We start from the raw sequence: 12,714 nt of genomic DNA, 5'->3' as shown, positions 1-12,714 counted from the left end.
GAAGTGGCGAACGACCGGAGAAATACCTCTTACTGCTGGAAAAAGACAAAAAAAGGCGAGCATGTGTAGTTGGAACCTGGACTTTCTCCAAGCCCCTCATGAGGTATAATAGACCGAACCGTCTGTGGGCTTTTTCCTGCGGAGAACATGAGAACGGCTGGAAAAGGGACAGGATAACGGACAGGATCACGGAAGGAATGACGATGATGGATGAAAAGGATTGCCTGATGTTGTGCTACATTGCAGAAGAACATAGCTTGAAACGCGCCGCCGACCGTTTGTATATTACACAGCCCGCCTTGACCTATCGTCTGAACCAAATGGAGAAGGAGTTCGGTGTACCCATTATCGTTCGTGGAAACCGAGGAACCCAGCTGACCATGGAAGGTGAGCGACTGCTCCAGTATGCCAAGCGAAATTTGAGAGAACTGACCGAATTAAAAGAAGCTGTCATTCACCTGAGCGGTGAGGTAAAAGGAACGCTGCGTCTGGGAATTTCGAGCTACTATGGTCACTACCGGCTTCCGCCGATTTTAAAGAGCTTCAAAGATATTTATCCAGATGTGCAATTTTCGGTAACCTGTGGACTCAGCGCAGAAATTTATGAAATGCTTCGCGGGGATGAAATTCATCTGGGTGTCATCCGCAACGACTATCCCTGGTCCGAGGGAAAGCATCTTCTTCATGAGGAGCATATTTGCGTGATCTCCAAGGAAGCTGTAGCGCTTGAGCAATTGCCAGAGCTCCCGCTGATTCGTTATAAAGACCCGGGCAATCCGCAGCTTTCCGGTCACATGTATTCCTCGTTCAACGAATCTGTGCAAGCGTGGTGGAGTGAAAGATTCGGCAGGCCGCCACGTGTTTCCATGGAGGTGGACAGCTACGAAACCTGCAAGGAAATGGTCCGCCACGGACTGGGATATTCTATCGTACCCGAAATATTTGTTTCTCCAAAGGATGAATTATATGCATTTCATTTGATTCGCCAAAATGGAGATCCTGTTCTGCGTCGAACCTGGATGTTGTATAAAAATAAATCCAGCCGCTTGATGGCGGTGGAACGATTTGTTGAATGGATGCTCCAAACATAATTCTTTGATTACTGTGAGTAGCCCTATTTATTGGTGTAAAACGGCGTTTTTCAAGGATTCCCATGTCATATATAAAATAATTTTAAGTGTAAAACCAAAAAATATTAAATTTACTTCACTGAAATTCGCTTATACAATGTTGATTAATAAATTGTATAATTATTCGTTATGACGAATGAAAGGCGGCATTTCACTGATGGATTCAACGACGAATGGACAGACTGGCAGAGCACCGTCTCATGAAGAGATTTTGAAGGCTGTAGATGCAAAGGATCACGAGCTGCGGGAGCTTGCCCGAACGATACATGCACATCCTGAATTGAGCTTTCATGAATATCAGGCTCAGGGATGGCTCACCAATACATTGGAACAGGCTGGCTTTGCTGTGGAAAAGGGAATTGCCGGACTGGAAACCTCCTTCCGCGCAGTATGGGAAGGGAAGCCCGGCGGACCGACCATCGCCCTGCTGGCAGAGTATGATGCCCTGCCGACGATTGGACATGCCTGCGGGCACAACCTGATTTGCACCGCCTCGGTCGGAGCAGCCATGGCCCTGAAGGAAGCGGTGCCGGACCTGCCCGGACGCATCGTGGTATTGGGCACACCAGCCGAGGAGGAGGGCGGCGGCAAAATCATCATGTGCGAGCAGGGCGTATTCGATGGCGTGGACGCCGTGATGATGGTGCATCCGCAGAGCAAAACGATGGTTTTGCGCGGGGGACTGGCCTGTGTAGATGCCACGTTTACGTTTCATGGCAAGCAGGCTCATGCTGCTTCCTCCCCGGAGAAGGGCATCAGTGCGCTGGATGCCATGATTAATGCCTTTGTGGCGATTAATTCCGTTCGCCAGTTCGTCACCAGTGACGTGCGTATCCACGGCATTATTACTAAAGGCGGGGATGCCCCGAATGTTGTACCGGAGCTGTGTGAGGCCGTGTTTATTTTGCGTGCCCAAACCGTTGTTGGCTTGGCCGAAGTACGGAACAAGGTGTACCGTGCTGTTCGTGCTGCGGCAGAAGGCATGGGCGCGACCGTGGACATTGCCGAGGGACTTATTTATGCGGAGCGCAATACCAACAAGACATTGGCTGCCTTGTTCCAAAGCAATCTGGAGCAGCTTGGTCTGGAGGTTCACGAGCCCCCTGCACAGGGAGGGATTGGCTCGTCGGATATCGGCAATGTCAGCCAGATTACCGCAGCCATTCACCCTTATATCCGACTGGGGGATGCGTCCACGCATACGCCGGAATTCGCCCGACTTGCGGGAGCGGAGGAAGGCATGGTTGAAATGAATTATGCTGCCAAAGCGCTGGCGATGACTGCTTATGATCTATTGACCGACCCCGTGGCTTTAAAAGAGGTACGAACTGAATTTGAGCAGTGGCAAGCGCAGAGAAACGGGGGGCATCCGAATGAGTAGCAACAGCGCCGTACCGAGCGGACCTAGAAAATGGCTGAAAATGCCGCACACCTTTGTCATTCTTATTTTCCTGACGCTAGTGGCCGGGATCCTTACCTATGTCGTGCCTGCTGGAGAGTTTGAACGGGTGAAAAATGAAGCGACCGGTAAAACACTTCTCGTTCCCGGTTCATACGCTCATGTCGATCCGAATCCGGTTACGCTGTGGGATATTCCGAAATCCATTGTATCCGGTCTGGTCGATTCGGCCGATGTCGTCTTTTTTATTCTCATCATCGGCGGTGTTTTCCAGATTATTACGTCCTCAGGAACAATTGAGGCGGTGACTGGAAGAGTCGCAAGGTCCTTTTCCAACAAAGGCATATGGGTGATTCCCGTATTTATTACCCTGTTTTCCGTCGGTGGCTTCACCATGGGCATGTCCACCGAGGTGATGGTATTTGTACCCATCGGTATTGCTATTGCCCGGGCGCTGAAATTTGATGCCATGACAGGCACGGCCATGATTTCACTCGGGGCTTCCTGCGGATTTACGGCCGGATTGCTGAACCCGTTTAATGTCGGATTGGCACAGGCGATTGCGCAAATTCCTATTTTTTCAGGACTGTGGCTTCGTGTCATTCTGTTAGTCATTTTGATTGTGATTACCAGCTTATATATAATGCGCTATGCCAGCAGAGTGAAGAATAGCCCGGAGAGCAGCCTCGTTTACGAATTGGAACAGAGTGCTGATGACAAGCCGGTGGATTTATCGAATCTGCCCTCCATACAGCTTAGGCATGTCCTGATCATTTTGACTGTCGCGGTGAGCTTTGTAATGTTGATCTGGGGGGTGTCCAAGCAGGATTGGTGGATGGAGGAACTGGCCGCTCTGTTTCTTTCGATGGGAGTGATCTCGGGATTTTGCGCAGGCTATGGGCCGAGTCGTATTGCTGCAGAGTTTGTAAAAGGAGCCAAGGATATCACGTATGGTGCCTTGATTATCGGTTTTGCCCGTTCCATCGTAGTTGTACTGGATCACGGCAATGTCATTGACTCCATTGTCAACAGTCTGGCTATCGCAGTTGGGCATCTGCCTGAATCGGTGCAAGTGCTGGGAATGTATGTGTTCCAAAATATCATGAACGTATTCATCACCTCCGGCTCGGGTATGGCTGCGACGACGATGCCGATTATGGTGCCATTGTCCGATCTGCTGGGCATTACAAGACAGACGACGGTGCTTGCCTTCCAATTGGGAGACGGCTTCTCGAACATGATTTTGCCAACTTCCTCTGCCTTAATGGGAAGCTTGGCTGTATCGGGTATTCCCTACCAGAAATGGGTTCGTTTCTTTTGGCCGCTACTGGCCATCTGGTTCGTACTGGGTGCAATATTCGTAGTTGTGGCCCAAATCATCGGGTATCACTAAAATATAAAAGCAGGATTAGTCCTGATACCATTTGAACGTTCATAGCAAATACAGGGATCAAAACACTCTGCACGTGTAAGCAGCCAGTCGTCGAAATCAATCGGCGACTGGCTATTTGGTTTTATTTTCGTATACATAGCTTCTTTATTCCGTACTATTTAAAACTCTAAAATTTAGATTTGGAGATAGTGAAACGATTACAGTATTATTATGGTAGAAAATGTCCCGAGAATTAGCAGTGAAACCGGAGGTGGATATTTGATCGAAGACTTCGAGAGTGAAATGATATTCAAATAAAAATCCTTTCGAATACGTACTAATAGATACCAAGAAAATAAGAGATTGGGCTTGTTTCTTTCCTCGACTAATCTACTTCTATATCGATGGGAGCCAGAAATGATGGAATTCAAGGTAAAGGATTTGTTTCTAATCGATACACTAAAACAAGCGTTCGTCATCAGTGGCAAGCAAGGCCTGAACAACCCGATTCGCGGAGTGACAATTATAGAGGCACCGGATATCGCCGAGTGGATTAGCGGGGGAGAATTGCTACTGACTAGTTTGTATCCGCTGCAATCCTACAATGTCAGCGAACAGAAAGCTTTTATGGCCCAGTTATCCGAAAAACAAGCGAGCGCATTAATTATAAAAACAGGTAGATTTGTACACGATATTCCTTCTGGCATCATCGAAGCGTCGGAGATGCTCCATTTGCCCGTTATTCAGATTCCAAAGCAGGTCCCTTACCGAGAGATCATATATCCGGTGATGGAAGCTCTTTTCAACAACCAAGTGGTTAAGCTCAAATACTTTAAGGAAGCCCATGACAAATTTATTGCGCTTACACTTGCTAATAAAGGCTCGGAACATATTATTGCTTCCCTAACAAAGCTGATTGGCAATCCTGTGACTTTATATGATCGGAATTTCCACTCCATATCGTCGACTGATCCTCATTTAGTGCAGTTTGAAGTGCTGGAACAAGAGGAAGCGGATGCTGCCCGGATGGATACCGAGTTCCCTTTTTATCGGCAGCGCGTGAACTATCCGGATTGGGACGGCCGAATATGCAACCATTTTGTCATTCCGGTTGAGACGGTGAATCATATCAAGATTCATCTCGTTATTCATGAAACGTGCAAAACAGTGGAAGCGCTTGATTTCATTGCGATTGAAAACGCGGCCACTTCCTTGTCACTCGATCTCGTCAAGCAATATGCCGTAGCTGAAGTAGAAATGAAATTCAAAGATGACTTAATCGACGATCTGCTGCATGCCAAAATTGAATCCCTGCAGAGCGTATATCAGCGGGCCAATTTGATCGGCTGGGATTTGAACAAGATATATGTCGTCGTACTGTTCCGCTTGCGGACCGCGGATGGATACGATGCGATGAAGACAGATCTGTATGGACTACATAATCCATATCAGCGTATGCTGTATGAATTCATTCATCAACAGGTTCCGGAAGGCACCATCCGAAGCCGGAGCGATCAACTCATTGTTTTGTGGAATGTGGAAAACGTCGAAGAAGACAAATCAGCCTGCTTGCGCACGATAAAGAAAGCGGCCGAGAGCATTCAGAAAATGTTTTATAAAAGCTTTGAGCATCTCAACTTGCAGGTCGGCATCGGGAGCGCGGCCCATTCGATAACGGAGCTGCCCCGCAGCTATAAGGAAGCCCAGGACGCTTTACAGCTTGGGACGATGATGAATGGCAGCTCTGCAATCGCGGCCTTTTCAGATTTGGGTATATACCGTCTGCTTTGTCAAATCGAGGACGCCGGAGAACTGGCGAAATTCATTCCGCCCTCGTTAAAAAAATTACTTGCCTACAAGCAGCCGAACAGGGAGGATTTAATCAAAACGCTGCAAACGTTTTTGCAGCACCATCAAAACGCCGCCAAAACAGCCGAGGAGTTGTACGTCCATTATAAGACAGTGACTTACCGGATTGAACGCATCAAGGAAATTACAGGCATTGATCTGGAAGATCCGGATGAGGTGCTGTCTGTGCAAGTCGGCTTGAAAATTCTCGTCTTGATTGGCGATAATCCTGTCACTTGGCATTTAGATCATGCAAACGTGTGAGTAGAATAAGGCCTTTCTATTCAGGCTTCGCTTCATGAGGGGGAAGAAGCTCCCGTGAAGCGGAGTTTTTTTGTTGTCCGTTTATCCGATATGGATAAAAAGACGGGGCTCTTTTTATCGGGATGCCTCGATGTTATTCCCTTTTTAAGCGTTTACAATTAATAAGCAAGCAAAAAAAATGGCCTTAAAAAGCGAGTTCAAAAAGGTCACTTCCTACTTCGTGTTTCGCAATCAAAAGTGGACTGTTTGAACAACCTCTAAAAGGTTGCGCCACGGATAAGCAAAATGCCGATTATCCCGCTTGGAAAACGCGCACATTTTACGGAAAGGACAGATATGATTATGGATAAGATCCAAACGGAAACCGTTCGCCTTGTCGAGTGGTTGAGCCAATTCGGCAACGACCCGGCTGGAGGCGTCTCGCGCCTGCTGTATTCCAAGGAGTGGACGGCTGCACAGCAAGCACTGGAGCAGTACATGCAAGAGGAAGGGTTCAGCACGTATTACGATGAGATCGGCAACTTGTACGGACGGTTGGAAGGAAGCCAATACCCGGATCAAACGATTATGAGTGGTTCCCATGTAGACACGGTTCGTAACGGCGGAAAGTATGACGGGCAATATGGCATTATTGCCGCTTTGATGGCGATGCGGACCTTGAAGCAGCAGTATGGTCAACCGCTGCGTACATTGGAAGTGGTATCGTTCGCAGAAGAAGAAGGCAGCCGCTTTCCTTATGCCTTCTGGGGCAGTAAAAACCTTGCCGGTGTGGCAAAAAAGGAGGATGTTCAGGGAATTGCGGATTTTAATGGCTTTCCGTTTACGAAAGCGATGGAGCAAGCGGGATTCCGTTTTCGCGATGAGCCGGCGGAGCCGCGCACCGATATTACAGCGTTTGTCGAGCTGCATATTGAGCAAGGCAGCGTCTTGGAGCACGAAGGCCTGTCAGTCGGCGTCGTCCACAGCATCGTTGGCCAGCGGCGCTTTACAGTCGAGATCGCAGGAGAGGCGAATCATGCCGGCACGACGCCGATGGGATACCGCAAAGATGCCGTTCATGCAGCGAGCCGGATGATTAAACAAATTCTGGACCTGGCACAAGAGCATGGCGATCCGCTGGTGACAACGGTCGGCAAGATCGAAGTGAAGCCGAACGTGGTGAATGTCGTGCCGGGCAAAGCGCTGTTCACACTGGATATTCGTCATACGGACAAAGCGGAGCTGATCCGATTCACGGACGAGGTGACAGAGCTGATGCAACTCACCGCCAGCACAAGCGGGGTGGAATTGAAGATAGACATGTGGATGGATGAAGACCCTGTCCCGATGGATCGCCGGATACTCGACGTATTGGAACGGCAATGCAAGGAACATAACATTCCGTTCAAGCTGATGCATAGCGGAGCAGGTCACGATTCCCAGATTATGGCGAAGTTTGTGCCTACGGCGATGCTGTTCGTTCCAAGCCGTAATGGAATCAGCCACAATCCGGAAGAGTATACCCGCCCGGAGCATCTTGCAGACGGGGTTCAAGCTTTGACCCATGCCCTGTATGAGCTGGCGTATCAAGCATGATTGCAGCGAAAAACAGGACAAGCAGGCAGGCACAAATCGATTTGCGCTGAGGAGAGTGATAAATGTGAGGGACGCAGGTCAACAGGGAAAGTCGGAATATTGGAAAAAAGTCATCGTCATGCTTTGTCTTGGATGGACAGTAATTTGGATTTATCGCACGATCTTGAATCCGATTCTTCCCGAAATTGAACGAGATTTGAATGTGACATCAGATGCGAGTATGGGTCTTATCTTCAGTGTATTTTTCTTTGCCTATACGATGATGCAAATTCCGTCAGGGATGCTGGCGGATAGGTTCGGACGGAAGTCAATTATCATACCGGGATTCATCCTGTTCACCGTCGGGGCGCTGCTGGTCGGATTCTCTAGCTCGCTCATGTTCATATTGGTAGCGAGCTTCGTCACGGGACTGGGACAGGGTACCTATTATGGTCCGGCATATTCCCTCTCGTCGGAGACGATCCCGAAGGAGAAGCGTGGCATTTCCACGGCGATCATTAACAGCGGTTCCGCCATTGGCATGGCCATAGGTCTCATTGGCTCAAGCTTCCTTGTGAAGGATGCCGGCTGGAATTGGCGGGTGCTGCTCTTTATTACGGCAGGCCTGGCCTTCAGCTTAATGCTGGTGTTTGCCAAGAATATCAGGAAGACCGTGGCGTCGTCAAAAACGGCTGCGGAGGGCACGGATGAGGGGGCTCAAGATAAGGCGACATTCAAACGGCTGTTAGCCAATCCGAAGATGATTGCGTCCTATGTGCTTTATTTTGCGACCTGCTACGGATATTACATGATCGTGACCTGGCTTCCATCTTATTTACAGAATGAACGTGGCTTTCAAGGGTCAGCCATCGGCTTTGCAGCTGCTTTGGTTGCCTTCAGCGCCATACCCGGAGCCCTGCTATTCAGCCGGCTGTCCGACAAGTTTATGCACAAGAAGATTACGTTCATTATCATTTTGGAACTGCTGGCTGCGGCAATGTTATATTTGACTGTTTCGGTAAATACGAGCACCTTGCTTATCGTCTGCCTTATGCTTTACGGCTTTCTTGGCAAGCTTGCCGTCGAGCCTGTCTTAATCTCGTATGTGGCGGATATCGCACCAAAGCAAGGGGTAGGGGCAACGTTTGGTTTCTTCAACTTCTTTGGCATGATTTCATCTGTTGTGGCTCCCTTCGTCACCGGTCTCATATCCGATGCGACGGGCAGCAAGGTATTGGGCTTCTATCTGGCGACGATCATCATTGTCATCGGGGCAGCGGTAATGCTGCTGGCCAATATGAAGAAGAAGCCTCAGATATCTTAAAGTTTCTCGGCTTTCAACATCTGCAATTGTAAAATCCGTTCCGGAACCAGGTTCATTAAAAAAAGGAGAGTGTGTAACATGGGTTATCCAAAAGATTTGTTATCGAGCCGTTCCATTATCAAGCGTGGCAACTTCGCCTTAATTCCGCCGGAAGGTCTGGTTAAAAATACTGTGCCCGGCTTTGAACAATGTGATTTGACGATACTGGCTTCCCCGCGTCTTGGTGCCAAATTCGTCGATTATGTGGTGACGATGCACGAGGGGGGCAAGAACGAGCAAGGCTTCGGCGAAGCTGGCGTGGAAACATTCGTGTACTGTATGGAAGGGCGGGTGAAGGCTTCTGCGGGTGAAGAGTCATACTCGCTGCAGGAAGGCGGATACTTGTATTGTCCGCCGGGCGTAAAGCTGTACTTGAAGAACGAGCAGGCCGAAGATACCCGGTTGTTTTTGTACAAGCAGAAATATACGCCGCTTGAAGGAAATAGCTTTTTTCCATGGGTTGTTTCAGGGAACGTGCACGATATTGCGCAGATCGATTACGACGGCATGACGAATGTAAAGCTGCAGGACTTACTTCCAACTGATCTTGCATTCGATATGAATTTTCATATTCTGTCGTTTGAACCTGGCGGCTGCCATCCGTTCGTGGAGACGCATTATCAGGAGCATGGGGCGATTATGCTGTCCGGTGAAGGGGTCTATAATCTGGACAATGAATGGATTCCGATTAAAAAAGGGGATTACCTGTATATGGGACCTTATGTGCCGCAAGCGACCTACGCTGTAGGCAGAGAGCCGTTCGCCTACTTGTATTCCAAAGATTGCAACCGGGATGCGTCCCTATAAGTGACGGGAATTGACCGCCTTTTGTTGCTGTTCGAATCGGCAGCAAAAGGTGGAATATGTGCAAAGAGGGGATTGACATGAGAGTAACCAAACGAATACTGCATGAGCTTATCCGAACCAAATTGTCCCGCGCCGGATTGTCTGTCGACCATGCGGATGTGGTGGCGGACGTGCTCGTACATGCCGATGCCCGTGGCGTCCACTCGCATGGGGCCATGCGCGTCGAATATTATGCGGAGCGCATTGCGAAAGGCGGAACGAATGTGAATCCCCGTTTTGTGTTCGAGAAGACAGGACCATGCTCTGCCGTTTTCGACGGGGATAACGGAGCCGGGCATGTGGCGGCCAAGGAGGCGATGCGAAAGGCAGTGGATATCGCCAAGGAAAATGGTGTCGCCGTAGTCGGGGTAAGACATATCGGGCACAGCGGCTCCCTGTCTTATTATGTACAGCAAGCGGCGCGGGAAGGGCTAATTGGCATTTCAGTCTGCCAATCCGATCCGATGGTCGTGCCTTTTGGCGGGGCCGAGCCTTATTACGGCACGAATCCGATTGCCTTCGCTGCGCCAGGAGAAGGCAGCGAGCTTATTACCTTTGACATGGCGACTACCGTCCAGGCATGGGGGAAGATTTTGCATGCCCGTTCAAAGCACGAGCCGATTCCGGATACATGGGCGGTGGATAAACAGGGCGTAAGGACGGATGACCCGTTTAAAGTGCACGCATTGCTTCCGATTGCAGGGCCGAAAGGGTACGGACTGATGATGATGGTCGATGTACTGTCCGGCATCCTTCTTGGTTTGCCGTTCGGCAATCAGGTCAGCTCCATGTACCACGACCTGACCGAAGGCCGCAATCTGGGTCAGCTTCATATTGTGATTAACCCGTCCTTTTTTACCGATTTGGATACGTTCCGACGCAACATTTCGAAGACGATGAGTGATTTGAACGGCATTAATCCGGCGCCTGGCTTTGAGCGGGTTCTCTATCCGGGACAGAATTATGACCTGATCGAGCAGGAGAATGAAGCTAACGGCATTGAGATTGTAGACGAGGTATATAACTATCTCGTATCCGATGTCGTTCATAACAACACTTATGATCATAAAGATCCATTTGCAACGTAACACCTGCATGATAAGAAATGTCAATTACTCAAAACGGACAAGTGAGGCGAAACCAGGAATGCTGCATACGATCATTAAAAAAAATTCGTATCAAGATTCGGTCAATTTGATGCTTCTGACCAATTATATTTCTGCGCTTGAAGGTGTGGTTCAAGCGTCTATCATGATGGGGACGCCGGCCAACAAAGACATTATGCGTAATTCCGGGTTGTATACGGATGAGCTGGAGCCGGCCGGGGCCAACGATATGTGCATTGTCATCGATACCGAGGCGCATAGCGGACTGGATGATATTCTCGTTGCGGTTGACAACTTCTTAAGCGACCAATCCGTCAGCAGCAGCCAGTCCTCAATGGAGAGCGTACGCTCGTGGGAGCGCGCGTTGAAGGAGAACCCGAATGCCAACTTGGCCATTATTTCGGTGCCAGGTCAATACGCGGCGGCAGAAGCGGAAAAAGCGCTCGATTACGGACTGCATGCCTTTATTTTTAGTGACAATGTCCCGGTAGAAGAAGAGTTGAGTCTAAAACAGAAGGCACATGACAAAGAGTTGCTCGTGATGGGTCCTGACTGCGGTACAGGTATTATATCAGGCGTTCCGCTTGCCTTCGCGAATCGGGTGAAAGCGGGCAATATCGGTGTCGTCGGTGCATCGGGTACAGGCATCCAGGAAGTGACCACACTAATCGACCGCATGGGCGGCGGCATCAGTCACGCGATTGGCACCGGGGGACGTGACCTCTCGGAGATCGTCGGGGCGATTACGATGTTGGACGGTATCCGCGGACTGGCGCATAACGACCAGACCGAGGTAATCGTCATTGTATCCAAGCCGCCGGCCAAGGCGGTGCGCGAGAAGGTCGTAAGCCAGCTACAGGGGCTGTCGAAGCCAGTGGTCACTCTTTTCCTTGGAGAAAAACCGTCCGCACATGAAGGGAATGTCTATGAGGCTTATACGTTGGAGGAAGCGGCGATGATTGCGATTGATCTGGCAAAAGGCGCTGCCGTGCAACCGTTATATAGCTTGCCGATCGATGTGCCGAAGACCGCATTGAATCCGGAACAAACCTCGATTCAGGGTTTGTATGCAGGCGGCACATTAGCTGCTGAAGCGGCTATGCTCATCGCGGATGCTCTTCAACTGAAGGATGGACTTATCCATGAAGCGGGTTATGTCCTCAGATCAAACGGCCATGCCATCGTTGATTTAGGCGACGATATGTACACGCAAGGCAAGCCGCATCCGATGATTGATCCAGCTACCCGGATTCAGCATATTGAGAAGGCTGCGCAAGATCCGGCCACTGCGGTCATTTTATTCGACGTCGTGCTGGGATACGGCGGTCATGACGACGTGGCGGGCGTACTGGCTCCGGCTATTGAGAAGGCCGCAGCCAAGGCGAAGACCGAAGGGCGCAACCTCTATTTTGTAGCTGCCCTGTGCGGTACCCATCAAGATCCGCAGTCTTATGAAGAGCAGAAGCGCAAGTTCGAACAGGCGGGCGTGTTAGTCAAAGAGAGCAACAACCAGGCGGTGCGCACGGTGCTAGCCATGATGCAGCTCTTCCTCGAAGACGTGCCAAAGGCACACCGTCCTGCAACAACATTCGCTCCCCAGGCGTTCTCCACCTCTGCCGCAATCGAAGCGTTGCTTGCCGGGAAGCCGTCTGTCATTAATGTGGGGCTGCGGAAGTTTACAGAATCCATTACTGCAAGCGGTGCTCCGGCAATCCAGTATGATTGGAGACCAGTAGCGGGCGGCAGCGTGAAGATGCAGCAAATATTAAACCAATTAAAAGATTACCGGTTTACGAGTTAACGATAAAATCAACTGCTATGAACTGCGCCTA

At 49.8% G+C, this 12,714-nt stretch carries 9 protein-coding genes; all 9 read left to right on the top strand.

Annotated elements, in window-relative coordinates; genetic code table 11:
* Positions 1-203 precede the first annotated feature (203 nt).
* The 9 genes from B4V02_RS20145 (at position 204) to fdrA (ending at position 12,683) form a co-directional block, all read left to right on the top strand.
* Positions 204-1,091, top strand: a complete 888-nt coding sequence (locus tag B4V02_RS20145) for a LysR family transcriptional regulator (RefSeq protein ID WP_157136307.1) — start codon at positions 204-206, stop codon at positions 1,089-1,091.
* A gap of 196 nt (positions 1,092-1,287) precedes the next feature.
* Complete coding sequence (locus tag B4V02_RS20140; protein ID WP_094156134.1) at positions 1,288-2,511, top strand: M20 family metallopeptidase; 1,224 nt, start codon at positions 1,288-1,290, stop codon at positions 2,509-2,511.
* Positions 2,504-3,922 carry a YfcC family protein gene (locus B4V02_RS20135; RefSeq protein ID WP_094156133.1) on the top strand — a complete coding sequence of 473 codons (1,419 nt, stop codon included), beginning with the start codon at positions 2,504-2,506 and terminating at the stop codon, positions 3,920-3,922. Before B4V02_RS20140 ends, B4V02_RS20135 begins: the two co-directional genes overlap by 8 nt.
* 396 nt (positions 3,923-4,318) lie before the next feature.
* Positions 4,319-6,013 carry a PucR family transcriptional regulator gene (locus tag B4V02_RS20130; RefSeq protein ID WP_244188369.1) on the top strand — a complete coding sequence of 565 codons (1,695 nt, stop codon included), beginning with the start codon at positions 4,319-4,321 and terminating at the stop codon, positions 6,011-6,013.
* 342 nt (positions 6,014-6,355) lie between these two features.
* Entirely contained in the window at positions 6,356-7,588 is a 1,233-nt protein-coding gene (allC, locus tag B4V02_RS20125; RefSeq protein ID WP_094157049.1) for an allantoate deiminase, read from the top strand.
* Between the two features lie 64 nt (positions 7,589-7,652).
* Positions 7,653-8,891: an MFS transporter gene (locus B4V02_RS20120; RefSeq protein ID WP_007429024.1), complete on the top strand. Its 1,239-nt coding sequence runs from the start codon at positions 7,653-7,655 to the stop codon at positions 8,889-8,891.
* 78 nt (positions 8,892-8,969) lie between these two features.
* Positions 8,970-9,737 carry a (S)-ureidoglycine aminohydrolase gene (gene allE / locus B4V02_RS20115; protein ID WP_007429025.1) on the top strand — a complete coding sequence of 256 codons (768 nt, stop codon included), beginning with the start codon at positions 8,970-8,972 and terminating at the stop codon, positions 9,735-9,737.
* 77 nt (positions 9,738-9,814) lie between these two features.
* Positions 9,815-10,864 carry an ureidoglycolate dehydrogenase gene (allD, locus tag B4V02_RS20110; RefSeq protein ID WP_094156131.1) on the top strand — a complete coding sequence of 350 codons (1,050 nt, stop codon included), beginning with the start codon at positions 9,815-9,817 and terminating at the stop codon, positions 10,862-10,864.
* A gap of 58 nt (positions 10,865-10,922) precedes the next feature.
* Positions 10,923-12,683 (top strand): acyl-CoA synthetase FdrA, encoded by a 1,761-nt coding sequence (fdrA, locus tag B4V02_RS20105; protein WP_094156130.1) that lies wholly within the window; start codon positions 10,923-10,925, stop codon positions 12,681-12,683.
* Positions 12,684-12,714: the final 31 nt, after the last annotated feature.

This window comes from Paenibacillus kribbensis (genome assembly GCF_002240415.1).
GTDB classification, from domain to species: Bacteria; Bacillota; Bacilli; order Paenibacillales; family Paenibacillaceae; genus Paenibacillus; species Paenibacillus kribbensis.
This window is presented reverse-complemented; position numbering and strand designations above follow the sequence as displayed.